The sequence below is a fragment of the Gelidibacter sediminis genome (assembly GCF_004364975.1).
GTDB lineage: Bacteria > Bacteroidota > Bacteroidia > Flavobacteriales > Flavobacteriaceae > Gelidibacter > Gelidibacter sediminis.
The window spans coordinates 797692-824162 of sequence record NZ_SOBW01000008.1; the positions used below are offsets into that span (position 1 = coordinate 797692).

Consider the following 26471-nt stretch of genomic DNA (forward strand, 5'->3'; position numbering starts at 1 on the left):
AAACACATGAAAAATACGATAAAAACAATTGCATTACTATTTATGGTAACTGCATTAGTAAGCTGCGATGCCACCAGAAATGCTAATAATAAGCAGAAAGGAACAGTCATTGGGGCGTCTAGTGGCGCTGTAATTGGTGGGGTTATAGGAAATAATGTTGGTGACAAGAACAACACCGCTTTAGGTGCCATTATTGGTGCGGTAGTTGGAGGAGTAGCAGGAAATTATATAGGTGACCGGATGGATCGTCAAGCGGAACGCATAGAACAAGAAATTCCGGGTGCTCAAGTAGAGCGCGTAGGTGAAGGAATCAACGTCGTGTTTGATGAAAGTAGTGGGGTGTATTTTGATACTAATAAATATAATATCAATAGTGCCTCCTCAGCAACATTAAACAAATTAGCTGGGATCTTTAAGGAATATCCAGATACTAATATTTTAGTGGAAGGTCATACCGATAGTACAGGGCCTTACGATTTTAATATGACCTTATCTAAACAACGCGCAGGTGCTGTTACATCCTACTTATCAAGTCAAGGTATTTCATCAGGACGCTTTACAACCAATTGGTATGGTCCTAATCAGCCGAAGTATGATAATTCCACTACAGAGGGTAGGGCAAAAAATAGACGTGTAGAATTAGCGATTATTGCCAATGATAAAATGAAGAAAGAAGCAATGGAAAAAGCGGGTGATTAAACTAATACCTATAATCTCTTTTAAGACAAAAACAGCCCTTAAAGGGCTGTTTTTTTATGGTTTATGGTTTGTATTAAATAGGATGGGTGACAGCTCAAACATTTCTAAATCGAAATATGAAATTGCTGCGATAACATGATCAAAAATATCAGACATAATATATTCATAGTTCACCCAACGTTTATCACTACTAAAAGCATAAATTTCTAGAGGAATACCTTGTGCGGTGGGCTCCAATTGCCGCACCATTATCGTCATGTCTTTATTAATGCCAGAATGACGTTCAATATAGGTTTGAATGTACTTTCTAAAAACTCCTAAATTGGTCAGGTTACGCCCGTTAATTAATGTTGATTTATCTACCTTATTAGATGTATTGTAGTCTAATAGCTCATTTTGCTTAGTGGTAAGATAAGCAGATATGAGTTCAATTTTTTTGAGATTTTCAATTTCATCATCAGTAAGATAATGAACACTTTTTGATTTAATAAGTATTGATCTTTTAATACGTCTACCGCCTGAAGATTGCATACCTCGCCAATTCTTGAACGATTCTGAGATAATCGCATAAGTTGGAATATTAGTAATGGTCATGTCAAAGTTTTGAACTTGAACAGTGGAGAGATTTATCTCAATAACATCTCCATCAGCACCATATTTTTCCATCGTAATCCAGTCGCCAATTCTTAAGGTATCATTTATAGCCACCTGAATACTAGCAACAAATCCTAGGATGGTGTCCTTAAATATCAATAATAAAATTGCAGATGCAGCACCTATAGTGGTAAAAAATTTAAGGAATGATAGATCTATAATCGTAGCTAATATTGAAGCTGCACCTATAACCCATACAAATAGCATTACTACCTGAATATAACTGTCTATAGGTTTGTCCCTTAATCGGGGTAAGGTTTTAAAATACGATTCTAAACTTCTGAGAACGCTTCTAACAATCCATATGGTAAGTAAAATTCCGTAAACTTTAAGTGCCATAAGTATAAAGGACTCGAAGTGCGGATAATCGTAAAACACTATGGGAAATAACTTTATTGTAATTAAGAGGGGCACCAAATGCGCAATATTCCGTGGCGCTTTATGACTTACTAATAAGTCATCAAATTGGGTACTTGAACGTTGGGCAAATTTATTGAACGTTTGCACTAAAATTTTCCGTGTAACGTAATCTGAAACAAAAATGATTACACACAAAATTAATAGTAACGTAAGCATGTTCATAAATGTTGCCCACTGATCAGTGAAGCCTAGACCAAGAAAGTAATCACAAAAAATATGAGTGTATTCCGACATTATGCGGTTTGGTTTAAATATTTACGTTCAATGTAAAATGTTGCAAACGGAATAAGTGATGCCAATAGTACAATACCTAGTGTTTTAAAGGACCACTTTAATTTAGATCCTACCAATAGGGCTAAAATGACATAGGCAATAAATAATAAACCGTGCGTCATACCGATAGGATAGAGTAGGGTCTCGTAAATTTCTGGTTGAAAAGGTTTCACCAATAACATGTTACCAAATAAGACTAAATAGGAAATACCTTCCAAAATGGCAACAAATTTGAAGCTTTTTAATAGTGTGAACATGGCAATAAAATTTTTATGCAAAAATACCTATGTTATCCTGTATAAGCTAATTTTAACAGGAGAAAATAGGGTATTTGCATTTGGCATTTATACGGTAAGATAGCTGACCATTATATCGAAAAAAGAACGATATTCAGCTTTTATTCTGATAAGTATAACCATTCAAAATGGTCTTCATTTTTGAGTGATTTTATTCGTGTAAAACCGTTTTTGACGTAAAATTGATGTAATCGATTTTCTTCAGTCAGCAGAAAATATTTTTCATGCGCTTCAGCTTTCTTAAGTTGGGTAAGCCAGTAAGAACCCAAATTATTGCTGCGTTTGTGTTTTGCAATCCAAATAAATCCAAGATAGAGATAGCCCTTGCTAAACCAATAATTTGCTTCATCCTCAAAATATGTAAAGTTTGGAGGGCAAGCAGAAAACATGATGCCACCTCCTATAATGATATCGTTCTCTTCAATAATATAAATTTTGGCAACAGATTCATAATCCTTCCAATATGGAGCGATTTCTTTTTGCCATTCTGATGGTAACATATCAAAGAATTGTTGGGGTTCTGTAGTGAGCTGTCTAAAAGTTAGGGAATCCATGTTTTTAATTTATTGCTATTAATATAAAGGGTATAAAGTTAAATATTTTAAGATGAATACAAACTATAATAGACCCCAAGACCACAATCGATCAGAATCTTCAAACCAACGGTCGCCTATATCTGTCCTGTAATAGCCATTATTTACAATAATATTGCTGATTCTATTATACATCATCTTTTGCGCATCTTTCATGGTAATTCCTGTTCCTGTTACTAAAAGGGCAATACCCGTGTTTCCCGTAATCAACCATTCATCATTAACTTTTTTAAGGTGCATTGGATGGACACCTTCTTTTAAATCTTTTCTAAAAACCACTACAGCATCCTTAGAAAATAATTCGAAAGTTTTTTTATCATTATAAGGAAAAGGTGGTACTACTATAAAAGCGCCCACTTGAAAGCCTTTTTTAGTGGAAATTTTAAAATTCTGACCTGTAGCCACTTTATAGAGCAGTTCTCCTATAGGCTCATTAATGCCCGCACGTTGGATAAATATTTGAGGAAATCCAAATCGGGAGGTGAATTCAAGAGGATAAATACCGTTACCATTTACAATACAGTTAATGTCAATATGTCCTATAAAATGTTGTTTAGCTAAAGTGGCTTCGAATTTTTTAAGCGTGGCGTCAAAAATTGGGGATTGATTCACCCAAAACATGCTTGAGCCCATTTCGCCAGTAGACACCCCTAATTCTTTAGGGAATAGTTTTTTATGTTCAAAGGTAATATTGATGGGCTTGAGAAATTCTATGCCATTAAAAAAAGCAGAGACTGAAATTTCTACCCCTTTAACTTTTTTCTGGAGTTGGAAATTCCCAAAATCATTTCCCCAAGATTTGTCATAGGCTCTTAAAACACGTATGACGTCAAGACCTTCGTCATCACTTCCAACAAATAACAATTGCTTTAATTCTTGGGTTTCACCAGAGGGTTTTACAACGTAGGCATCAGGATTGTTCTCAACATAGGTAATGGCATCCTGAAAACTTTCAAACTCCCTAAACGGCAAGGTTTTTATTTTGTGTTTTTGAAGTTCCTGTTGTCCAAAATTTCGATCCAACTCAAGTCTATCGGTATATTCACTTCCACCAAATACAACCTTCCCAGATGTTCTTAGGGCCGAACATTCTTTTCCAAAACCCGTATAATCAAAAATGAGTATATCAGCCCATTCTATGTGCTTCTTCCAATCCTTAACTTTTTTTATAAAGCCAGAACCAATTTCTTTTGACGGTTTATCCTCAATGTATAGTTTAACATCGTGTCCTTCATTTTTAGTGGTATATGCAATATCAAGAATCTCGCCCCAACGAGAAACGAACAGGAAGTTCTTTGGTAAGCTGTTGTGCTTTTTCAAGGTGTTTTTATAATGAATTATGTCTTACGAAATTACTCAATTATTCGATTGGAAAAATAAATTAACAACCAATTTAAAAATAAAAGAGACTGTTAGAAATAACAGTCTCTTTAGGATTAATTAATTAAAAAATAATGCCTATTCTTCAGTTCCCATTAGGGCAAAGAATTTATCTAAATTAGGAAGAATCACAATACGCGTTCTTCTATTTTTAGCTCTATTATCATTTGTGTCATTCTCAGCAATTGGCTTGTAAGAACTTCTACCTGCTGCAATCATTTTTTCTGGTGCAACACCATAGTCATCTTGTAACTTTCTAACAACTGAAGTGGCACGCAACACACTTAAATCCCAGTTATCTGCAATTTTACTTGTACGGATGCTTCTTGAGTCTGTATGACCTTCAACCATAACCTCTACACTTGGTTCTGAATTGATGACATTAGCCAATTTTTGTAAAATATCATTTGCTTTGTTGCTAACTTTATAACTAGCTGTGTTGAATAACATTTTATCAGAAATTGAAATCATCACGACCGTTTCATTAATGTCTATTGAAATATCTTCATCTTCATTAAGTTCACTATTGTCTAATGATTTATTCAGGTTATAAGACAACGCAAGATTCATAGAATCTTTTAAAGTCTTTGCTTCTGCTAATTTAGCCTGATCTACATTCTGCAATGTTTTACGCATTGCTTTTTTAGTATCATTTGAAATCACTGCAATATTGTCAACGTTTACAAGCATAGCATCATTCTCCTCTGTAAGGGAATTGATTTTTTTATTGTAACTGTCAACACGAGCTTGTATAGCATCAAACTTAGCTTCAAGATCTTCTTTTTCTACTCTCGTCTTAGTTAGTTCACTCTTTATTTGGCCATTTTCTTGCTCAAGAGCAACATATTTCTTTTTAGAAACACACGAGGTAAACATTATAACGGTGAATACTGCAATTGAAATTTTTTTCATAATTATAAATTTATTGGTTTAGTATATGTACGATCAGCTATGCCTTATAGACGTAATGGCTTCTCATATTTTTGATTATTTTAACATTTTGCATTGTTAATGCAACAGGATCTGTTAGTTAAGTGTTTTCTGTCATTTTATTTTTTTTTAGATAAAGTTAAACTGTGTAATGAATTGCGAGTAGGCTCTCTCATATTTAGGGCTCTGAATCTTTGCTTCCTTGGGTTACAGAGGTTTCGCTTTTTTCCAATCTTACTGGAAATCCTTTCTCGCCACCGTAAAGTTTTATTTCTTGGATATCGGCTGGTAGGTAATAGCCATTATCCTCTAATGCTTCTTTAATATTCCTAACCACGTTTCCTTTAGTAATCAATGCCATTCTCCTAAAATCGGTGGTATCAACCCAAAAATAGACCTTTAGGTTAACCGTGCTTGTCGCAAGTTCATCTTCTATGACAAAATTTACGTGTTCAGGATCTTCGATCACATTCGGCTCTTTTTTTAAGGCATTCATAATGGTTTGTTTTGCCCCTTCTATATTATCTTCATAGGCGATTCCAATTATAAAATTCCATCTATAAAAGCCATCTTCAGTATAGTTGGTTACGGGTTTTGTTAAGACATCACTATTTGGTATATAAACATCCTTTCCATCAAAAGTTTTTAGTTTAGTATACCTAAACTCCAAATTTTTGACTTTACCAAAGTTATCTCCTATTTCAACCGTATCATTTACATCAAATGGTCTGTTGAATGCCAATATCACCCCTGCAATAAAATTTTCACCGATATCCTTAAATGCGAAACCTAAAACTAAAGCGCTAGCTCCCGCAGCAGTCAGTATGGCCGTTGCAATTCCACCCAGTCCGGCAGATCTTAACGCAATCATGATGGCGAATATAATGAGCACATACTTAATTGCCTGACCCAAAAATTTACTCATAAGTGGATCGTGGGTTCTATCAGATATGCGCCGTCTTGCAAACTGACCAATCCATCCGGCTATAAGGGAACCTAACACTACAATTAATACACCAACCCCGATACCTGGAAGTTGGTCTATAAAGTTGTTATAAAAGTTAATGAAAGACTCTGTTACCGTTTTTGTATCGTATTGCATAGGTTTATATAAGTGACACTACTTTTATAGCTCAATCTATCTCTGTTGAATCTGTTTCCTCCAAATGTTCATTTCCTGGACCACCTTGACTGTAGAGTTGATTTTCTTCATCTTTCAATTTTCTTTTGGAGTTAGTATTTGGTTGTTCCCTACCGGGAATATCCAAATCCTTTCCTTCAAAATCTACGGGCATAGTTCTATTATCATCATCCAAAAACGCGTCATCACCCCCGTCTGTTCTAAGATGTTTTTTCTTATCGCCAAGAATTTCTTTATCATGTTTGGTGACGTCTGAATTATATGTTTTTTTCTCTTTATTATCCATAGTTGTCATATTTATAATTTCCTGTTTCTAAGATACAGCGGTATTAGTTTAACATTTAACCGGTTCGATAGTAATCTTAATGCTATAAGAATCAACAGACGTCTGTGGTGAGTTTGAGATGAGTTCAGTTTTAAATGGGTTGCATCAATCAATTAGCTTTTAAGGTTATAATTTTGAATTGTTGGTATACTCACGTCGTGGTAAGCGTTTTTTACACAACGCAACACAAACAACTCATCTATAAAGTGAAGTAAATCACTAAAGATTGAGAGAGATGCAGTTGATCAGTCAACTTACTGTTTAAGCATTTAATAGGCAACGCCAGCATCATTTTTAAACAACACACACAATTAGACACTATGAGTACAGATAAAAAAACATTTGCTACAGTCAATCCGGCAACTGAGGAGGAGATTGCAACCTATACATATATGACCAGCGAGACTGCGTTTAAAGCGGTGGAAGAGTGCCATAGCGCTTATCTCGAGTGGCGGACAAGGCCGGTTGAAGATCGAGCTAAAATTATTAAATCCATTGGAAAGGAATTAATTAACCAAAAAGATAAATTGGCAAAATTGATGACTGAAGAGATGGGGAAGCTCTTAAGGCAAGGTCATCAAGAGATAGAGCTTTGTGCTGGCATTTGTGAGTTTACAGGTACTGAAGGTATTAAGTACCTTAAAGATGAGGAAAGAGATCTGGCTGAGGGCGGAAAAGGAATCATAACATACTCTCCAATAGGTGTTATATATGGTATTCAGCCTTGGAATTTCCCAACTTATCAGGTCATTAGATATTCTATAGCCAATTTATTGGCAGGAAATGGTATTTTATTAAAACATGCTAAAAATGTAACTGGCTCAGCTTTGTTATTGCAAGAGATTTATAATACGGCTGGACTACCAAATGACTTGTTTAAGGTACTTATTGTAGACCATGACCTATCGGACAAAATAATTGAACATGATTTGGTGCGTGGCGTAACCTTAACCGGTAGCTCTGAAGCTGGCCGAATTATCGGAAAAAAAGCAGGTGCTGTGTTAAAGAAAACGGTTCTGGAATTAGGAAGTAATGATGCATATTTAGTGCTAGATGATGCTGACGTGGCATTGGCTGCAAAAACCTGTGTACAAGGTCGTATTTATAACAATGGTGAAACTTGCGTTTCAGCAAAACGTTTTATTGTGACTGAAAAAGTATACGATCAATTTCGGGACGCTTTTATTGAGGGCATGAAAGCGATAGTGACTGGAGATCCTACTGAAAAATCTTCTAAGATGGGACCATTAGCTCGAAAAGATTTACGAAAAACGCTCCATGAACAAGTAGAAGAAAGTGTGAAAAAAGGTGCCAAAATTAGTTTGGGTGGAGTAATACCCGAAGGCAAAGGATATTATTATCCAGCAACAGTTTTAGAAAACGTCACCCCAGGACAACCAGCTTATGATGATGAATTATTTGGACCTGTAGCATCCTTAATTAAGGCCAAAGACAATGAAGACGCCATGCGAATTGCCAATGATAGTCAATTTGGATTGGGTGGGGGCATATTTTCCAATAATGAGGATAAGGCCATCCAATTGGCAAGAGAGCATTTTGACACAGGAATGGTTAACATCAACTCATTCGGATTGGCAAGGCCAAATATGCCATTTGGAGGTATTAAAAATTCAGGATTTGGCAGAGAACATGGCGGATTTGGGATTCGTGAGTTTGTAAATGCAAAATCCATTTATATTCCAAGAAAAGATTAATCAATTATTTAAAATAAAATTTTATGAACATTACATCAGGCAGAGGCAATCATAGTTAAGGCTAAAGAAAAAGCACAGGAAATTGATACAAAAATGAATATCTCTATAGTAGGTGTAAGTGCAAATCAGGTCGCATTTGTCCGTATGGATGGCGCATAGTTAAGGAATGCAGATATCGCCTTAAAAAAAGCTAAAACTGGAAAATTTTTTGATATGATCAATGGAGACGGTGGTAATTTGTCCCAACGTAGGACGTCACTATACACTATTGAGTATTCCAATGGCGGTTTAATTACGTGTCCAAGAGGTATACCAAGTAAAGATCCTCAAGTACAGATAATTGATGTCATAGGAGTGAGTGAAAGTTTAGTTGAAAATGACCATATGGTTGCATCAGCTGGTGCTTCAGCATTATAAGTTAAATTTAAAAAAAAAAAAAAAATAATATTATGAAATTCAATAGAACAGCCAAGGCCCACTGGGAAGGTGGTGGCAAGGATGGTAAAGGAACATTAACAACGGAAAGTGGCGTGCTAAAAGAAGCTCCTTATGCCTTCAAAACACGATTTGAAGATGCGGTTGGTACCAATCCGGAGGAATTAATCGGAGCGGCCCACGCAGGTTGCTTCACAATGCAATTGAGCTTTTTTATAGTGGAGGAGGGATTTACAGCAGAAAGTTTAGATACACAAGCAAGAGTCTATTTTGAAGACGGGAGCATACCACAAATTGAATTGGATCTTAAAGGTAAAGTGCCTGGTATGGATAAAGACAAGTTTAATGAATTGGCCACAAAGTCTAAAGAGAATTGTCCGGTATCTAAATTGTTGAATGCTGATATATCGTTAAAAACTTCTTTTGAAAGTTAAGTCATCCTGATTTATCTAACATTGCATCAAGGTATTTGGATAGATTTATCTAAATTTTTATTTCTGTTAATGAAGCCAATGCCTATACAAATTTATGATTGAAATGGTCGTATTGCACTACTAAATCCATCCGATAAATAACAATTTTAAAAGAGGCGATGCAACGTCTCTTTTTGTATTTTTGCGCATTACTTTTCGTCACTTTTCCACTTTATACCTTATGAGCAGTTCAAAAAATACATTTTTAATAATACTCGCTTTTTTTTCTATTTATGTTATTTGGGGTTCTACTTATTTACTCAACAAAATTGCAGTAACAGAGCTACCACCATTTATGTTGGCTTCTATGCGATTTGTAACAGCCGGCATCCTCATTTTTATAATTGCTAAACTTATGGGAAAATCTTTAGCTATTACTAAAAGACAGTTCCTCAATACAGTGATTGCTGGATTTTTGTTTTTAACTTTTGGTAACGGCATTGTGGTGTGGGCACTTAAATACGTAGATTCTGGGTTTGCAGCTTTGGAGATTTCTGCGCAACCGTTGGTAGTGTTGATTTTGATGCGCATATTTCAAGGAAAAAAGATTAAGGCCATGTCTCTATTAGGCGTCATTTTAGGTGTTATTGGTATTTATTTATTGGTCAGTCAAAATGAAGTGGTAAGTAAAGAAGGATCTATATTGGGGATGATCATGATTTTTGTCTGTATGGTAAGTTGGGCTGCAGGCAGTTTGTTTGTGGGTAAGGCTGATTTGCCTTCCAATTATTTCGTCAATACCGGTTATCAAATGTTTGCAGGTGGTATAATGTTAATAGTGTTCAGCTTGTTATTTGGAGAAACATGGAGTTCACCACATATTTGGAGTGAAAAAGTTCAGATGTCCATGGGATTGTTAATTGTTTTTGGCAGCATTGTGGCCTTTACCTCATTTAATTTTTTGCTCAAAAGGGTATCTCCAGAAAAGGTAGCCACTTCCACCTACGTCAACCCCATTATAGCTTTATTGTTAGGATGGTATTTCCTAAACGAGGTAATTACGACACAATCCATAATTGCAGCCATTGTTTTACTGACAGGGGTCTATTTTATCAATACAAAGAAAAAACTCGTGCTTTTTGCTCGTTTCCGTAATAGAATTTAAATATCTTTAAGTTTTAAGCAGTCATGGATAAACAGACTTTACATAACACAAGAGCGCGCATTTTACCCTATGTACACAACACGCCAATATTTACATCACATTTATTGGATGATATGTCCGGTGCAAAATTGTATTTTAAATGCGAGAATTTTCAGAAAATGGGAGCCTTTAAAATGCGTGGTGCTGTTAATGCTATTTTACAATTGTCCACTGAACAGCAGGAGCGAGGGGTTGTTACACATTCTTCAGGTAATTTTGCACAAGCCTTGTCTTTGGCAGCTAAAATTTTAAATGTCCCTGCATATATAGTAATGCCAGACAATGCCCCAAAGGTTAAAAGTGAAGCAGTCGTGGGTTACGGTGGAAATATTACGTTATGCGCTGCAACCATTGCTGCTAGGGAAGCAGCCGCTGCAAAAATTGTTGCTGAAAGAGGCGCAACATTTATTCATCCTTCCAACAATTTGAACGTTATTTTAGGAAATGCTACAGTGGGAATGGAGCTCTTACAAGCTCATCCTAATTTACAGATGATTGTGTCGCCTGTTGGTGGAGGAGGATTGATAGCCGGCACTGCATTATCTTCACATTTCTTTGGTGTGGATTGTAAAACCATTGGGGGAGAACCCAAAGTTGTGGATGATGCCTATAGATCAATGCAAACTGGTCAAATTGAAAAAAATGAAGTCAGTCATACTATTGCTGACGGATTGAGAACACAACTAGGTGATATTAATTTCCCTATCATACAGCAATACGTTGATCATATTATTTGTGTAGAAGAACAGGAAATTATCCAAGCTATGAAATTACTTTGGGAGCGCTTAAAAATAGTTGTCGAACCATCCAGTGCAGTGGCTTTTGCAGCGGTATTAAAAAATAGAGACTATTTTAAAGATCAACACGTTGCTATTATACTTTCTGGGGGTAATGTTGATCTAGAAACTATCAAATTTTCATGAGCCATCTGGTTTTTAATCGTCAATAATTGACGTTTATGTAATTTGCTTACCTTTTAACGTTTAAATCAAGCGTTTATATGTTTTTTTACTTAAACATTAGTCAATCCTTTAATTTTGAAGTAATTAATAGGTAGTTGACATATGAAAAATCTAAATTTTATTCTCATAATGGTATTGGGGTTTACGACAGGTTTTGGAGTTAACGCACAAGAACCTGGTTCGGAAGAATCAGTTAATTATCAAGATCGTCATCCCATTTTTGATTATTCAGAAACAGTTTTGAATAGTATCGATTCAGTACCGGATTTTAATTCAAAATCCAATCCTTTAAAAATTACTGGAACAGTATATATGAGTGATGGGATGACACCAGCCCAGAATGTTATTTTATATATTACGCAGTCAGATGAGCATGGACAATATCAATTGAAAAATAAAGCAGATAAGCGCTATGTGTTTCATCAAGCGTGGGTAAAAACACAAGCTGATGGAAGTTATACTTTCTATACTTTTGTTCCTGGGAAAGAGCGAAGAAGTAATACTCTAAAACGTATTCATTTGGCAATTAAAACCCCAACAGGCATGGTGGTACAAGCCAATGATCTTGTTTTTGACAATGACCCATTACTAAGAAAATCTTGCAGAAAAAAACTAGCCAAAAAGGGATTTGACTCAATACTTAAATTGGAAAAGAAGGGCAACATCTCTGTGGCCAGGAAGAATATCATTCTTGACAAGTCTGTAATGCAGATTGCACAAAATTAAATTGATTTCGAACGTCATTTATTTTTTGTCATAAAAAAAACCCACAATTTGTGGGTTTTAGTACTTTTACAAGCATTCGATTAGCTTTTATTAGCTAACTCATTCACGTCAGTCTTCACATCCGATTTAACGTTTTGAGCGCTATTTTTTAAGCTGTCTAGGTTTGATTTTACTGAAGATTCAACTTCAGTGTATGTATCTTTAACCTTTTGACCTACGTCGTTAACTTTGGAATGAAGTTTATTTTTCTGTTCAGGAGATAAGTTTTTATATTTCCACCAGGCAAAAACACCTGCTCCAAGTCCTAATAAGGCCAATAACCCTTTTCCTTGCTGTCTTTTCATTATTTAAGTTTTTAGTTTGATTTTGTTCTTTAAAGATAAGCTATTTTTAGATTAAAGAATAAATATTTTAATTGATTGTGAGAACTTTAATAGCTTATTAAGAAAGTTTTAAGAAGTTTATAGACATCTTATTTATTGGCCTTCACACATCGGTATCCAAACATAAAAAATAATAATATAATCTAACCAATTCAGCTAGCTTAGTAAGTTAATTTGCTTATAAAACTGAGTATAGAATTGATTATTAGGTTGTAATGTTTTAATTTAGAAAAAAACAAAATATGAAAAATGTAATTACAGTCCTAATACTCTTATTTTCAAGTTCAATATGTGCTCAGATTCCTGATGGCGTAGATAGCCCGAGTATAAAACATGAAGCCGATAGAATAACAAATGCCTATGATAAGCATTTAGGCCTTACGGGAATTCAATTTCCGTTGTTCAAAAATAAGGTTGCCGATTATTTGAAACTAGCCCAAAAGATCAAAAATAACAATGAGGGACGTGAGGAGTTAGATGCGTTATTAGAACTTCAGGCGAATGAAACCTTAGCCATGAGCGATATACTGACCCAAGCGCAACACAGAGTTTATAAACGACTTAAAAGTACGATTCAGCCCTTAAAAGTTATAAAAGTAAAAGAGGATTAGTTGGGCAAATAACTTATTTAAATTTTAATTTTACCAAATGAATGGTTGCAGGTCCGCCCGCTGATTCGTTTGAGATATAGAGATCGCCAGTGGCACTAAATGTCATTCCTTCTGGTTGTGGGAAGTTTAGTTCGTCCAATTTATAAGCCCACTTTGGTGTGCCTTGGGGGTCCATTATTAGTAATTTCGGATTTCTTCCTTCTAAAATATAAATCTCTTTGGTAGTGGGATGCACAGCAATTTCAGATGGATAGAAAGTTTTCTGAAGTTTTTTATGTCTGAAAGGTTTTAGTATATCTGAGGCCATTTCTATTTTATATGTGGGCGAATTTCTATCCATATTTTGGCTGGACAATGAAATACTGTAAATACCTTTATAATCGTCTTTTAAATCCGTGTCTTTAGGTACGGTCAACAGTGTACCTTCCTTATTTGAATAGGTAAGAGATTCTATATTGTTTGATGATTCGAAATCAGTTTGATATGAGCTTACTGATTTTTTTTCGCTATCCCAATCTTTAATTTCATAGAGCAAACCATCACTTTGCATCACGTATAAATCATTTTTATAACGAGCAATAGCTTCAAAATCGCCATGATCTGCAAATGGAATTTTCCTCGTGATTGTTTTGGTATTTAAATCATATATGTATACAATACCGTCTTCATCCTGTACACAAGCAATAGTTTTATTATCTAACCACACAATGCCACTAACTTCATCAAGATCTGAGGGCAGCTCCCAAGTTTTTTCTATGGTGTAATTAGCACTGCCTTTTTTCAATTCAGCGTTTGCATCATTCACTTTTGCAAATCCAATAACCGCTATTCCAATTAGAAGAGCCACAAAAAATCCTATATAAATTGTTGATTTTTTCATAATGTAAATTTCTGTGTCAAAGTTCTATTTTAAAACTGAAAAGAATTAGGAATAATTTACTAAACCTCCATATTTAATACAAAATTAACCACCCTTTGGAAAATATAAATTGAAATAGTGCTGATCTTTGAACGAGTATAAAAGTTCGATCGCATATTTTTCTGAAATTGCCTTTGCAATCGCAAGTCCTAATCCTGTAGATTTTTTATCAACACTAATTTTTTTGAAACGTGAAAATATCAGGTTAGTATCTAAAGCAATAGGACTACCAAAATTACTTATCACAATTGAATTTTGATGGACTATAATGGTCACGGTATTATTCTGTGAACCATGTACAATGGCATTTTTTATCAAATTGGTCAATAATACAATGGCCAGGTCTTTATTCATTTCAAACTTTAGCCGTGCGCGATAATCAATCTTTAAATTGATGTGTTTGTGTGAAGCTAAGTCTTGAAAATCTTCGGTTATAGTGGCAATTAGTTGATTAAAATCTATGGGTTGCTCATCTATGAATTGTTTATTTTCTATTTTTGACAGTAACAGTAAGGATTTGTTTAGGCGGGTTAATCGTCCTAAATCGTCTAATATAGAAGCTAAGGTTTTGAACTCTGCCTCTGATAAATTGGTATTTTCCAAAAATAACTCCAATTTATTGATGCTAATTGCCAAAGGTGTTTGTAGTTCATGTGATGCGTTTTCAATAAAATGCTGTTGCTCTAAATACCGCGCCCTGCTTTGATCTATTAAAGTGGTGATGGATTGATTGAGTAACTTAAACTCTTCTATCGTGGTGTCTTTTGTTTTGATCTGGTGGTTTTTTTCAATTCTAAAATTTGGCAATTGTGACATTAGACTATGAAAAGGTTTCCAAATTTTTTTGAGCATCAAATTGTTTAATACAATAATGGTAATCATAAGCGAGAGATATAACACAATCAGATAGGTTACTAAGTCCCTAATTAAGTCATCCTCTTCTACCATAGACGTTATGAATTTTATCTTATAATACGCGTCATTATATTTCATTTTGGTTTCAAAAACTCGTACAGGTTCAAAATCTTTTTCGTTGAGCATATACATTAAAGTGTCAGAATACCGCGTTTCAAACTTATCGTAATACTGTCTAGAAATAGGGGTAATACTGTGGTTCCATAGCTCTAGGTCCTTATGTTCCAATATTTCAGGGTTTGCTGGTAACCGCTGCAAAAGCAATACCTTTTGATTGTCCAGCCCATCATCCAGACTATCATAAATTTCATCAAGCATGGCATAATAAAATATAAATGCCCATATTGTGATGAGTGGCACCAATAGGATGGCTAGGTATTTTGTAGTATGATTGAGTAATTTCATGAGATGACCTCAAGTTTATAACCTACACCGTACACTGCTTCAATAGTTATGGTGGCATGCTCAAGTTTTTTTCTGAGATTCTTAATTTGTGAATAAATAAAATCAAAACTGTCTGCTTGGTCAATATGATCTCCCCACACATGTTCTGCTAAGGCTGTTTTGGTTACCAATCTTTTTTTATTAGTAATCAGGTACATCAAGATATCATACTCTTTTCGGTTTAGCACTAAGGGTTGGTTCTCAACCATGACTTCTCTGGTTTCAGGAAAAATGGATACATTACCAATACTAATATGAGGGTTGCCATCAAAATGACGACGTCTTAACACCGCTTTTACCCGTGCATGAAGTTCAGACATATGAAAGGGTTTTGGTAGATAATCATCAGCACCTAAATTCAGACCTGCCAATTTATCGTCTAATGAGTCTTTGGCAGAGACAATAATTACACCTTCATCTTTCCCAGAAGCCTTCAAAGTTTTTAATAATTCTAATCCATTGCCATCAGGTAATGTAATATCCAACAAAATACAATCATAATCATAAACCCCAATTTTATGAAGCGCAGCAGAATAATCAGTAGCCGTTTCTACAATATAATGTTGACGTTCCAAGGTCTGCCTCATATTCTCCAACATTTCGGGTTCGTCTTCTATAATCAATAATTTCATAAAGAGCGTTTTTTGTTGCAATCTTACTATTGAAAACTATAATCATTTAGGAATACTTCTAAAATAATCAAAATGGTTTTGGTGCAACGGTGGATAAATAGAATTTTAGAAAAGCTTAACATATAAAAATTGTTATTCCTAATTTGTTACAGTTTTGGGCCCTTTCTTTGTATCAAATTAAAATAATAATATCATGAAAAATTTAAAAATAGCCGCTGTACTATTATTTGCAACAGCAACTATTAGTGCACAAGATTTAAAAACTAATGAAGTACCAGCTGTAGTACAAAATGCGTTTTCTACTGCCCATAATAACGCAACTGATGTGGAATGGGAAAAAAAAGCTGAGCACTATAAAGTAGAGTTTGAAGTCAATAACATGGAACGGGATATATGGTATGATAGCAACGGGGCTGTTGTAAAGTCGGAAATGGAAATTTCAGAAGGTGAATTGCCTGCAGCCGTTGCAAAAGCTGTTAAGGATGCATATACCGATTACAAAATCGATTCAATAGATGTGCTTGAAATGAATGGAGAAAAAACATATGAGATTGAAATTGAAAAGGGTTGGTTAAAAGAACGTAAGCTGATTATAGATGCTACGGGAAAAGTGATCAGCGATTTAGAAGATTAATTTATTATAGTGTAGTGATTTAATTAAAGGGATTGAAACAGCGTTTCTATCCCTTTTTTTATAATATAAATTTTTAATGTATATATCAGAGTATCGCGTTTTACTAATATTGATTATCCTTTTTTTATCTTTAAAAACAAGGTCGCAGAATACCTTATCAAGTTATTTTGAACCATCAATTTCGCTATCATATCAAGTCAGTTCGAAGTACAGTCATAATTTTGGAATTGAAAGCAGAAATAGTATATATCATAATGATAAATTAGTCTTTAAGATGAAGCAAATTGATATCTCCCATTTATCTGAATTCCAATGGAACGCACAATATGCTATTGGATTTGGGCTACAATTCCGTTCAGAACATACGTTTGATACTACCAAAAAAAATGAGTTCAGGCTGCAACAAGAGTTGGCCTATAGCCCTTCTTCCAAAAATTTACAAATACATCATAGGTGGCGCATTGAGCAACGACTATATACGTCAGTTTCAAAACACCGATTTAGATACCAATTAAACTATAAAATTCCATTGACGCCAAAGCAAGTTTACGAGACGTACGTGACAATTGAAACTGAAAGTCTGTTAGAACTAGCTAAAACTCAAAAGCCAGAATTAGAGCAGCGGGTTGGCATGGGTGTTGAATAGACGTTGAATACAAGTTCCTCATTCCAAATAGGTTTAGAATATCAATTGGAGAATTTTACACAGCAATTACAACATGAAATTTTTATTTCTGCCGAATTGGGCCTTGAGCTATAACAATTTTTAAAATAATCTTCATCCCACACAAGCCAGATCTATGACAGACTAATGCTTTATTCCGGCTGTTCAGAATCATCAGTTTTTTTGCCACTCATCATAAAGCTTATAATTATGCCTACTAAGGCAATGCACACCAGTGCAAAAATTATGATCATTATTACGCCATTGTTCCAATTGGCATCTAAAAATGTTGGTTGATACATCGTATTTATATTAAGTTGTCATCCAAAATTAAACCTTTACGCACATATTAAAAATGATTAATGTCAGCTAACTCCAACATAAAAACTAATGATTTGATACTATTAAAAATTCTTTCATAATATTCATTAAAATAAGCATGAAATCATTTTTTAAATATGGAAATTGTATAATTTTGCAACGCCTTAAAACACAGAAAAATGAAGCCATATATTATAATGATCCTCATGTTGTTTTCAATAAGATCAGTAGCCCAAATTGATTATAAACGACAGTTGGACAGTTTAACAACAGTCCATAAAGTATGTACCATTGAAAACATGATTAGAAATCATCGGATCAAGCTCGATCAATTAAAAAAGGAAAAGCGACGACTTAATGCCCAATTAACGGATATACAGAGTTTTAAATTGGGGCGCACAGAAGCTGAAAAAGAGGAGCAGCTCTTTGAGGTTAATACCTTACTAGAGGCAAATGCACAAGCGCTTACCAATGCAACCGTTTATTTGACATCACTGATCAATGATTTAGTTATTGCCAATGATGATGTTAAAAATTGGCCAAAAGAATAGTCAATTGTCAGTATAATGGGAGTGTTTAATGAGTCATAATAAAGTTTAAGTCTGGTAAAGACTATATGCCATGTAAAACACTCCCTTTACTCTGTAAATCACACCTTTTTAGGGGGTAGCGCAAAGGCTACCGCATCATGCTCAAAATGGTTGCGATGTGAGCCGTCACAAAATGGTTTATTGGCAGATAGACCACATCTACATAGAGAGATCACATCTCTACCGCCTAAATCATATGCATTACCATCTTTATCTACAATTTCGAAATCTCCTTCAACTCTTAATGAGCCATTGTTGTTAACTTTTAGGATTGTTTTACTCATAGCAATTATATTAGATATTTTGTTAGGATATATTATGCTAATTTAGGCTAAGTTTTTCAATTTAGAAGTGAAACATTAAGTTTGGGCAGTTGACCAACTATTAAACAAAGACTTGGATGTAGAAATTGAATTTTATTAGGTCTTAACTTCAAAGTTTGTATGCTTTGCAAGGATTAACAAAGCACTAACAGAAAGAGTGCGGTAAATGCCTTAATTTAGTGATTTCAAACCATCTTAGGCCCTAGTCATTAAATATTCTATGCCACATGAAATTTACCACCACTGCGTATTCCATATTAGATTTGGCTCTCGTTTCCGAAGGTCACAGCCTCAAACAAACCTTTAATAATTCACTTTTATTGGCGCAACACGCAGAGCGTTATGATTATACTCGTTTCTGGCTCGCTGAACATCACAACGCGGTCAATATTGGCAGTAGTGCTACCTCTGTGCTTATAGGATATATTGCGGAAGGTACAAATACCTTGCGGATAGGCTCTGGCGGGATAATGCTTCCTAACCATTCGCCGTTAATTGTGGCCGAGCAGTTTGGGACTTTAGGTTCCTTATATCCTAACCGGATTGACTTAGGGTTAGGTAGGGCACCAGGAACTGATAGGGAGACAGCACAGGCTATCAGATCGGATTTTATGCAAGCTGCACATTCTTTTCCTGAGGACTTGGATGCCATTCAACAATATTTCTCAACGGACAACGCACACTCTAAAATTAGAGCTACTGTAGCAGAAGGGGTTGATGTACCACTATATATTTTAGGTTCAAGTACTGATAGTGCTCATTTGGCCGCCAGAAAAGGATTGCCTTACTCTTTTGCAAGTCATTTTGCAACGCGCCATTTGGAAGAAGCAATAGCGATTTATAGAAAGGAATTTCAACCTTCAGAGGTCTTAGCTGCGCCGTATGTTATGGCGGGGGTAAATATTATTATTGGAGAAACCGATGCTGAAGCCGAAAGTTTTGCCACGTCTTTAATCCGAATGTTTTTAGGCATATTTACAGGGAAGCGCGATTATATGCAGCCACCAACTGCCATGACTCAGGAGTATAGAGAAATTATGGCGCATCCGCAAGTGCATCAAATGTTGAAATATTCCTTTATAGGTAGCAAAGCAACCGTTAAAGCCCAAGTGAAGGATTTCTTAGAGACTCACAAAGTAGATGAGCTTATTGCGGTAACCAACATTTATGATATTCAAGACAGGATTCGTTCTTACGAATTGTTTGCGGAGATTATGGAGGAGTTGAATGAAGAGTAAATTGAGCCACATTTAAGACCATTTCATATTAGTGTAAGACCTTACCAAGGCATTAATATCCCATACCATGTCATTCTCTGCAAAAGTGTGGTTATCTTTGCCAAAAATATTTTTATGTCGCAATCATTTTCTGATTTAGGTATCAATAATCAATTACAACAAAGTTTAAAAATTTTAAACATTTCTGTACCTACAGAAATTCAAATAAAAACCATTCCAGTTATTCTAAATCAGAACGAAGATGTTGTGGTATTGGCAAAAACTGGAACCGGGAAAACTGCAGCTTTTGGTTTGCCTTTGTTGCAATTAATTGATGCTGAAAACACGGCTGTACAAGCCCTAATTTTAGCACCTACAAGAGAATTAGGACAACAAATTTTTAATAATATTACTGCCATTGCTGGAGAAAGCTCACAACTTTCTATAGCTTCCGTTTGTGGCGGAATCCCCATCAAATCGCAAATAGAACGTTTAAAATTGACCACTCATATCGTAATTGCAACTCCAGGAAGATTACTTGACTTGGTTAAACGTGGTGCCATTGATCTCAAGAATATTCAATATTTAGTTTTGGATGAAGCAGATGAAATGGTCAGCACTTTAAAAGATGAGGTCGACGCCATCATTAAAAGCATTCCAAAATCGAGACGTACCCTATTGTTCACTGCTACCATGCCTGGAGCCATCAAACAATTGGTTCAAAATTACATGTCAAAACATGTGTTACATATAGAAGCTGATATGGCATCTGTTGGACATCAGGGTATAGATCATCAATATGTGGTGGTGGAGCCTATTGAGAAATTGGAGGTATTGCTACATTTTTTAAATTCAAAAGAAGGTGAACGCGGTATCATCTTTTGTAAAACGAAAGCAGCTGTTAATAAGCTAGCCAAAAATTTAGCTATCAATAAATTTCCTTCCGGAGCGCTTCACGGGAGTTTGACTCAGGGGATTCGCGATCGGATTATGGGGCAATTTAGGGAAGGGTATATTGATATTTTAGTAGCTACAGATCTGGCAGCGCGTGGTATTGATGTTAAAGAAGTCTCCTACGTAGTCAATTATCATTTGCCGGACACTTATGAAGCTTATGTGCATAGAAGTGGGCGTACGGCAAGAGCAGGTGCTAAAGGATTATCCTTAACCATTCTGCAACAGGAAGAAGTTGAAGATATTGCCGATTTTGAGAATGAACTAGGCATTGTTTTCAGCACAATTAAAAAAGCAGACGCCCAAAGTATTGAAGAGAATAACACCCTTTTATGGGCCAAAAAAATATTCAAGACCAAGCCTAATCGAGACGTTTCGGAAGATCTAAAATCGAAGATTAAAACTGTTTTTCATCATTTAACCAAAGAGGAGTTGGTGGATAAAATCCTGGCGAATTACTTGGCACAATCTCATATTGAAACGCCTAAACCAGCAGTTTCTAAGTCACCTAAAAAGAATAAAAAATAATGGCAAATACAATCAAAGACCAACAGGATATTTTAGATAAATTAAATATCCAAACCTTGCACCCAATGCAGGAGGAGGCCATTTCCGTAATTTCAGAAAACGTCAACACCATTTTATTGTCCCCAACAGGCACAGGAAAAACATTGGCGTTTTTATTACCATTATTAGATACACTAGATCCAACAGAAAGTGATGTTCAGGCATTAATCATTGTGCCATCGCGAGAACTCGCCATTCAAATTGAGCAAGTCGCTAGAAATATGGGTTCTGGGTTTAAGATTAATGCAGTTTATGGTGGAAGGCCAATGGCTAAAGATAAAATTGAGCTGAAGCATACACCAGCGGTTTTAATTGGTACGCCTGGTCGAATTTTGGATCATTTTGATGCCGATCGTTTTTCGAAGAAAAGTATAAAAACACTTATTTTAGATGAGTTCGATAAATCTCTTGAAGATGGATTTGAGGACGAGATGAAACATATAATTGGTCAGTTACCAAGTATTAATAAGCGCATCCTTACGAGTGCCACTCAACTTGAAAAAATTCCAGGATTTGTGCGTTTGGATAAACCCGTAACTGTTAATTATCTAAATGTTAAACGTAAATCTACACTATCTATTAGAACCGTGGTGTCTCAAAAGCCAAATAAACTACCTATACTACTAGAGCTTTTACACCATATTGGTAATGAGCAAGGCATCATATTTTGTAATTTGAGAGAAGATATAGACCGATTGAGTCACTTTTTAAAGCGCAACAATATAAGTCATTCGGCTTTTTCTGGAGGTATGGAGCAGCAGGATAGAGAACGATCTCTTATCACTTTTAGAAATGGCACGAGTCAAATATTGTTAGCGACGGATTTGGCCTCGAGGGGGATTGACATTCCTGAGCTTAAATTCATCATTCATTACGCATTACCAAAACATAAGGAAGAATTCATCCATAGAAATGGTAGAACTGCGAGAGTCAATAGTAAAGGAACGGCATATATTTTAAAAGGTAGTGATGAAACCTTGCCAGATTTTGTCAACGATGCTCAAGGTATAAAGATTTCCAAAAAGGCACCTGTTACAGCACCACAATGGGAAACCCTATTTATTTCCGGTGGCCGAAAAGATAAAATCTCAAAAGGCGATATTGTGGGGCTTTTTATGAAACAAGGAGGACTTACGCAGGAGCAATTGGGTACTATTGAGCTCAAACAAGATTGTGCATTTATTGCTGTGCCACTAAATGAAGCTAAACGCATCGTCAGCCTTCTGGACAATACGCGCTTGAAGAAGAAAAAAGTAAGGATAAGGGTATTGTAATTAGAGATATGAACCCTTATTATTCTTTAATTCTGATCGGTTTCAAGCGAATTATACCTACGGCATCCAAGATTCTAATAACTAAGTAAGTCATATCAATTTCATACCATTTTACGCCAAAGTTTGCTCTACTGGCGTGTCTGTGGTGGTTATTGTGATAGCCTTCACCCATCATTAAAAAATCAAAACGGAATAAATTCTTACTGGTGTTTTTCATTTTATAATTGACATAGCCATAAATATGTCCAAACCAATTGATGATTACACCGTGGATTGGCGCCATTAAAAAAGTAACAGGAAGTAAAAGCCATTGCCACCATGCCGTTGCGAAGTATACAAATACTAAAACATAAAAGGTTATCCAAAGCAATCTTGAAAAACGAGAGCCTGCAAACTTATCAAAGGCAGCCCATTGTGGTACATTTTTAGTGAATTTCTGATCTACTTCTACCCGTTGATCGTTAATATCTTGATAGATAGTTTTCGTTTTCCACATCATCGCGAATAAATTATCGTCGTAAGAAGGGGAGTGTGGATCTTTTTCAGTATCTGTATAAGCATGGTGCATACGGTGCATGATGCCGTAACCATAGGCACTCAAATAACTGGAACCTTGAAAAATCCAAGTGAGTACAAAAGTGATGCGTTCCATTGTTTTAGACATCGTGAACACTTGATGTGCAGCGTAGCGGTGTAAAAAGAATGACTGAAAGAATAGGCCGCCGTACCAAAGTACTAAAACGAAAATAACAATTACCATAAAAAACTTTTTTTACAAAGGTAAACTGATAGCAGTCGCAAAACAATGAACCTAGGTCAAGTAATCTTATTATAAACGTTTTCTAATTCGGCTAAGTGCCTGAGCTGTAATGCCAATATATGAGCTGATGTATTTTAACGGAATAACTTTTAGGAGTTCTGGGCGTTCCTTAAAGAGCTTCATATAGCGCTCTTCAGCACTAAGGTTTAATAGGTTCTGCTCACGTTTAGATTTGATTAAAAAGAGTCGTTCCGCTGTTAAGCGACCAATGAGGTTGCCAATTTGTGTGGTTTTATAAACTTCTTGTAAGTCGTCATAAGAGATGCTCAAAAGTGTTGTCTCCGTGAGTGCTTGAACCTGATAAGCGGACGGTGTTTGGGTTAGAAAGGAGTCATATGCACTGACAAACTGATCTTTAAAACTAAAACCAAAAGTGATTTCTTTTTCTGGATTGTCTTTAGGTATAAATAAACGTACAACACCTGATTCAATGAATGAAATATAATTTTCAATCTCATTGACTTTTAAAAAAACGGACTTTTTAGGAATAACACGACGGTGCAATTTTGAAGTGAAAAAATCCCAATCTTCGTCGGCTATAATGGCAATTTGATCAAGATAAGCTCTGATTTGATTCACGGTGCTGTTATGAGGGTTTTACGAAGGTGCAAAGATAAGGATTTGGCTTGGTTTGACAATTTCAAACTTAGAGGTTTAAAACATGATAGATGATCGCACTGATGTTGCAAATAATGTCTCATCACCAAAATGGTTATGAACCAAGATATAAAGTTGAATTAGCATTATGGAAATATAAAAAAGGTCAGTATATGCTACTGACCTTTTTTAAGTGTTTTAATATATTTAATGTCCTACTTTTTTTCTTTTAAAGTTATATAATGTTTCATCTATCGTAAACCAACAGAAGTAAAAAATTCCCACTGAGAAAATAACATCGCCAATCATGCGTAACCATTTTAAGGTTTGGACTACAGGAGAGTATAATAAATCTGCATCTCTCGCAAATGAATAGCCTTGTGTTATGGATGTATACGCTTGAATAATTCCTATAGGTAATAAACTAAAAACAACCATAGCTACCAATCCAATGTTTAACAACCAGAAAGCGCGTTTCAATTTTGTGTTTTCCCATATACGATCAGAATAAAAACGAAGACAAATAATAATGAAGCCCATACCTAACATGCCATAAACACCAAATAAAGCGGTATGTGCATGGACGGCGGTGGTATTCAAACCTTGTATATAGTACAGTGCAATTGGCGGATTAATCAAGAACCCGAATACACCGGCACCAATAAAATTCCAAAAGGCAACAGCAATAAAGAAAAAGATGGGCCATTTGTATTTTTGAATCCAATCTTGACTTTTTAACAGGTTCCAGTTCTCTCTAATTTCAAACCCCATTAAGGTTAAAGGCACTACTTCTAGCGCACTGAATGTAGCGCCTAGCGCTATGGCCTGTACAGGTGTTCCGGAGTAGTACAAATGGTGTAATGTTCCAATAATACCACCAGCTAAAAAGATGGCTGCAGACGCTACAGAGACACGACCTGCAGTTTTTGTGGAAATCACTTTCATTCTCGAAAATATAAAGGCGATCACTACGGTTGCAAACACTTCAAAGAAGCCTTCCACCCATAAGTGAACTAACCACCACCTCCAATAATTGATAACTGGGAGACTGCTGTTTTCTCCATACATTAATCCAGAGAAAAAGAATAAGCCAATGGCCACCACTGACACAAGCAAGATGATTACAAGATCTCTAGATTCATCTTTCTTATTAATGGCGTACATTAAATGTCTTCCCACCATGATCACCCATAATACAAGGCCAATGGCTAAGACATATTGCCAAAAACGGCCTAAATCCATATACTCATAGCCTTGATGCCCAAAGAAAAAATTGGTGGTTAAATCGAGAAACTGATGTACCCCCAACCATTCTCCAAGCATAGAGCCTAACACTATAATTAGTAAGGCAAAGAATAGAAAATTGATTCCAAAAACTTGATATTTCATTTCTTTACCAGAAATCATCGGTGCCAAGAAGAGTCCAGTAGCTAACCAAGTGGCAGCAATCCAAAAGATGGCCAACTGTGTATGCCAGGTTCTGGTGATGGAATAAGGTAAAAATCGTGACAAATCATAACCAAAAAACGCTTGTCCCTCAACTGTATAATGCACGGTCAGAGCTCCTAATATAACTTGCAAGCCAATCAATAATGAAATGACTATAAAGTATTTTAACACCGCTTTTTGAGAGCCCACCAATTGTAATTTGGATAACGGATCTAAACCTGGTTTTTCTAATATTTCACCTTTTTCGTGATTTCTTAAATAATAGTAGGTTAAGATCCCGATGAACAATAACAGCAATACAATGGACAATCCTGACCAAATTAGTGAATCATCAGTAATTAAATTGTCAATTAAAGGCTCATGTGGCCAGTTGGATGTATAGGTGTAATCTTTTTCTGGCCGATTGGTGCTTGCCGCCCAAGACGTCCAAAACAAAAAGGCATTAAGCTGTCCTAATTTTTCAGTATCGGTTAAAGCACCTTTCGGAATGGCATATTGCTCATGGCCTTCAGAAAAAATAGAACTATAATGTTTGATGTTTTCTGAAATAGCATCCCAGCGCACCTGAGATATAGTGATGGTTTTGGTAGTAGGGTTGAAGGTGTTCGTCTTAACATCCTTAATTAAGCGGGCCTTGATGGCTGCCTTTTTTTCCACATCAAGGTCGTCATAAGCAGTATTGTAATCCTTTTGTGCCCAATGCTCCAGCATATAAACTGCTTCTTTATGTATCCAATCTGCCGTCCAATCAGGAGCTACATAACTTCCGTGACCCCAAATAGAGCCAACTTCCATACCGCCAATGGACTCCCATACATTTTGACCAATCTGAATATCGGCCTTGGTGTAAACAACTGAATTGGTTTCTTTAACAATCACCTGTTCAGGAATGGGAGGTTGGGTTTGATACACTTCAGTCCCAATCCAGATTAGGACGACGAATGATAATACGACTACGCTGATAAATGCGATCCAAATTTTTCTCATGTGT

The 26471-nt window shown here is 35.6% G+C and carries 29 protein-coding genes and 1 pseudogene; 14 read left to right on the forward strand and 16 right to left on the reverse strand.

From position 1 onward, the window contains the following. Positions 1-6 precede the first annotated feature (6 nt). Positions 7-699, forward strand: a complete 693-nt coding sequence (locus BXY82_RS10205) for an OmpA family protein (RefSeq protein WP_133758094.1) — start codon at positions 7-9, stop codon at positions 697-699. A 54-nt stretch (positions 700-753) separates the two neighbouring features. Here BXY82_RS10205 and BXY82_RS10210 read toward each other — a convergent pair whose 3' ends face one another. From BXY82_RS10210 to BXY82_RS10240, 7 genes are all read right to left on the reverse strand, one after another. Continuing rightward, positions 754-2007: a mechanosensitive ion channel family protein gene (locus BXY82_RS10210; protein WP_133758095.1), complete on the reverse strand. Its 1254-nt coding sequence runs from the start codon at positions 2005-2007 to the stop codon at positions 754-756. Then, positions 2007-2303 carry a DUF3817 domain-containing protein gene (locus BXY82_RS10215; RefSeq protein ID WP_133758096.1) on the reverse strand — a complete coding sequence of 99 codons (297 nt, stop codon included), beginning with the start codon at positions 2301-2303 and terminating at the stop codon, positions 2007-2009. The genes BXY82_RS10210 and BXY82_RS10215 overlap by 1 nt, the downstream gene beginning before the upstream one ends. Positions 2304-2443: 140 nt before the next feature. Then, positions 2444-2896: a GNAT family N-acetyltransferase gene (locus tag BXY82_RS10220; protein ID WP_133758097.1), complete on the reverse strand. Its 453-nt coding sequence runs from the start codon at positions 2894-2896 to the stop codon at positions 2444-2446. 63 nt (positions 2897-2959) lie between these two features. After that, positions 2960-4255, reverse strand: a complete 1296-nt coding sequence (locus BXY82_RS10225; RefSeq protein WP_133758098.1) for a phosphoribosylamine--glycine ligase — start codon at positions 4253-4255, stop codon at positions 2960-2962. Positions 4256-4393: 138 nt separating this feature from the next. Then, the gene (locus tag BXY82_RS10230; RefSeq protein WP_133758099.1) at positions 4394-5227 is read right to left on the reverse strand and encodes an OmpA/MotB family protein; all 834 of its coding nucleotides are present in this window, start codon (positions 5225-5227) and stop codon (positions 4394-4396) included. A 196-nt stretch (positions 5228-5423) separates the two neighbouring features. Then, positions 5424-6347: a mechanosensitive ion channel family protein gene (locus BXY82_RS10235; protein ID WP_133758100.1), complete on the reverse strand. Its 924-nt coding sequence runs from the start codon at positions 6345-6347 to the stop codon at positions 5424-5426. Positions 6348-6378: 31 nt separating this feature from the next. Then, positions 6379-6672, reverse strand: a complete 294-nt coding sequence (locus BXY82_RS10240) for a hypothetical protein (RefSeq protein WP_133758101.1) — start codon at positions 6670-6672, stop codon at positions 6379-6381. A 359-nt stretch (positions 6673-7031) separates the two neighbouring features. On the opposite strand from BXY82_RS10240, the gene BXY82_RS10245 reads away from it, so the two are divergent. The 6 genes and pseudogenes from BXY82_RS10245 to BXY82_RS10270 all read left to right on the forward strand — a co-directional run bounded on the left by BXY82_RS10245 (position 7032) and on the right by BXY82_RS10270 (position 12166). Further along, on the forward strand, positions 7032-8426 hold the full coding sequence (locus tag BXY82_RS10245) for an NAD-dependent succinate-semialdehyde dehydrogenase (protein WP_133758102.1): 1395 nt from the start codon (positions 7032-7034) through the stop codon (positions 8424-8426). A gap of 39 nt (positions 8427-8465) precedes the next feature. Continuing rightward, positions 8466-8843 (forward strand): annotated as a pseudogene (locus tag BXY82_RS15705) (GlcG/HbpS family heme-binding protein); the annotation flags it as partial. A gap of 32 nt (positions 8844-8875) precedes the next feature. Continuing rightward, the gene (locus BXY82_RS10255; protein WP_133758103.1) at positions 8876-9295 is read left to right on the forward strand and encodes an OsmC family protein; all 420 of its coding nucleotides are present in this window, start codon (positions 8876-8878) and stop codon (positions 9293-9295) included. Positions 9296-9515: 220 nt separating this feature from the next. After that, positions 9516-10439 (forward strand): EamA family transporter, encoded by a 924-nt coding sequence (locus tag BXY82_RS10260; protein ID WP_133758104.1) that lies wholly within the window; start codon positions 9516-9518, stop codon positions 10437-10439. Between the two features lie 23 nt (positions 10440-10462). Continuing rightward, positions 10463-11401, forward strand: coding sequence for a pyridoxal-phosphate dependent enzyme (locus BXY82_RS10265; RefSeq protein WP_133758105.1), 939 nt, complete (start codon positions 10463-10465; stop codon positions 11399-11401). Positions 11402-11542: 141 nt separating this feature from the next. Beyond that, positions 11543-12166, forward strand: a complete 624-nt coding sequence (locus tag BXY82_RS10270) for a hypothetical protein (protein WP_133758106.1) — start codon at positions 11543-11545, stop codon at positions 12164-12166. 80 nt (positions 12167-12246) lie between these two features. Here the strand turns inward: BXY82_RS10270 and BXY82_RS10275 are convergent, their stop codons facing one another. Then, positions 12247-12510 carry a YtxH domain-containing protein gene (locus BXY82_RS10275; RefSeq protein ID WP_133758107.1) on the reverse strand — a complete coding sequence of 88 codons (264 nt, stop codon included), beginning with the start codon at positions 12508-12510 and terminating at the stop codon, positions 12247-12249. 281 nt (positions 12511-12791) lie between these two features. On the opposite strand from BXY82_RS10275, the gene BXY82_RS10280 reads away from it, so the two are divergent. Further along, positions 12792-13160 carry a hypothetical protein gene (locus BXY82_RS10280; RefSeq protein ID WP_133758108.1) on the forward strand — a complete coding sequence of 123 codons (369 nt, stop codon included), beginning with the start codon at positions 12792-12794 and terminating at the stop codon, positions 13158-13160. Positions 13161-13173: 13 nt separating this feature from the next. Here BXY82_RS10280 and BXY82_RS10285 read toward each other — a convergent pair whose 3' ends face one another. The 3 genes from BXY82_RS10285 to BXY82_RS10295 form a co-directional block, all read right to left on the reverse strand. Continuing rightward, positions 13174-14040, reverse strand: a complete 867-nt coding sequence (locus BXY82_RS10285) for an SdiA-regulated domain-containing protein (protein WP_133758109.1) — start codon at positions 14038-14040, stop codon at positions 13174-13176. A gap of 84 nt (positions 14041-14124) precedes the next feature. Further along, a complete protein-coding gene (locus BXY82_RS10290; RefSeq protein ID WP_133758110.1) occupies positions 14125-15399 on the reverse strand; it encodes a sensor histidine kinase in 1275 nt (424 codons plus the stop codon). Next, positions 15396-16070, reverse strand: a complete 675-nt coding sequence (locus tag BXY82_RS10295; RefSeq protein ID WP_133758111.1) for a response regulator transcription factor — start codon at positions 16068-16070, stop codon at positions 15396-15398. Before BXY82_RS10295 ends, BXY82_RS10290 begins: the two co-directional genes overlap by 4 nt. A 193-nt stretch (positions 16071-16263) precedes the next feature. Between BXY82_RS10295 and BXY82_RS10300 the strand changes: the two genes are divergently transcribed. Together BXY82_RS10300 and BXY82_RS10305 are read left to right on the forward strand one after the other, a co-directional pair. Beyond that, entirely contained in the window at positions 16264-16704 is a 441-nt protein-coding gene (locus BXY82_RS10300; protein ID WP_133758112.1) for a PepSY-like domain-containing protein, read from the forward strand. Positions 16705-16780: 76 nt separating this feature from the next. Next, on the forward strand, positions 16781-17350 hold the full coding sequence (locus BXY82_RS10305) for a DUF2490 domain-containing protein (RefSeq protein ID WP_133758113.1): 570 nt from the start codon (positions 16781-16783) through the stop codon (positions 17348-17350). A 170-nt stretch (positions 17351-17520) separates the two neighbouring features. On the opposite strand, the gene BXY82_RS15455 is transcribed toward BXY82_RS10305, so the two are convergent. Then, a complete protein-coding gene (locus tag BXY82_RS15455) occupies positions 17521-17670 on the reverse strand; it encodes a flagellar basal body-associated FliL family protein (RefSeq protein WP_166643289.1) in 150 nt (49 codons plus the stop codon). 198 nt (positions 17671-17868) lie between these two features. Here BXY82_RS15455 and BXY82_RS10310 point away from each other — a divergent pair, with 198 nt between their 5' ends. Continuing rightward, positions 17869-18240, forward strand: a complete 372-nt coding sequence (locus BXY82_RS10310; protein WP_133758114.1) for a hypothetical protein — start codon at positions 17869-17871, stop codon at positions 18238-18240. A gap of 98 nt (positions 18241-18338) precedes the next feature. On the opposite strand, the gene BXY82_RS10315 is transcribed toward BXY82_RS10310, so the two are convergent. Then, complete coding sequence (locus BXY82_RS10315) at positions 18339-18563, reverse strand: CDGSH iron-sulfur domain-containing protein (protein WP_133758115.1); 225 nt, start codon at positions 18561-18563, stop codon at positions 18339-18341. A 266-nt stretch (positions 18564-18829) separates the two neighbouring features. On the opposite strand from BXY82_RS10315, the gene BXY82_RS10320 reads away from it, so the two are divergent. From BXY82_RS10320 to BXY82_RS10330, 3 genes are all read left to right on the forward strand, one after another. Next, positions 18830-19840: an LLM class flavin-dependent oxidoreductase gene (locus tag BXY82_RS10320; protein ID WP_133758116.1), complete on the forward strand. Its 1011-nt coding sequence runs from the start codon at positions 18830-18832 to the stop codon at positions 19838-19840. Between the two features lie 114 nt (positions 19841-19954). Further along, complete coding sequence (locus tag BXY82_RS10325; RefSeq protein ID WP_133758117.1) at positions 19955-21301, forward strand: DEAD/DEAH box helicase; 1347 nt, start codon at positions 19955-19957, stop codon at positions 21299-21301. Then, on the forward strand, positions 21301-22614 hold the full coding sequence (locus BXY82_RS10330) for a DEAD/DEAH box helicase (protein WP_133758118.1): 1314 nt from the start codon (positions 21301-21303) through the stop codon (positions 22612-22614). Before BXY82_RS10325 ends, BXY82_RS10330 begins: the two co-directional genes overlap by 1 nt. 19 nt (positions 22615-22633) lie before the next feature. Here BXY82_RS10330 and BXY82_RS10335 read toward each other — a convergent pair whose 3' ends face one another. The 3 genes from BXY82_RS10335 to BXY82_RS10345 all read right to left on the reverse strand — a co-directional run bounded on the left by BXY82_RS10335 (position 22634) and on the right by BXY82_RS10345 (position 26467). Continuing rightward, positions 22634-23374, reverse strand: a complete 741-nt coding sequence (locus tag BXY82_RS10335) for an acyl-CoA desaturase (protein WP_133758119.1) — start codon at positions 23372-23374, stop codon at positions 22634-22636. A 69-nt stretch (positions 23375-23443) separates the two neighbouring features. Next, the gene (locus BXY82_RS10340; RefSeq protein ID WP_133758120.1) at positions 23444-24013 is read right to left on the reverse strand and encodes a Crp/Fnr family transcriptional regulator; all 570 of its coding nucleotides are present in this window, start codon (positions 24011-24013) and stop codon (positions 23444-23446) included. A 225-nt stretch (positions 24014-24238) separates the two neighbouring features. Further along, positions 24239-26467 (reverse strand): nitric-oxide reductase large subunit, encoded by a 2229-nt coding sequence (locus BXY82_RS10345; RefSeq protein ID WP_133758121.1) that lies wholly within the window; start codon positions 26465-26467, stop codon positions 24239-24241. Positions 26468-26471: the final 4 nt, after the last annotated feature.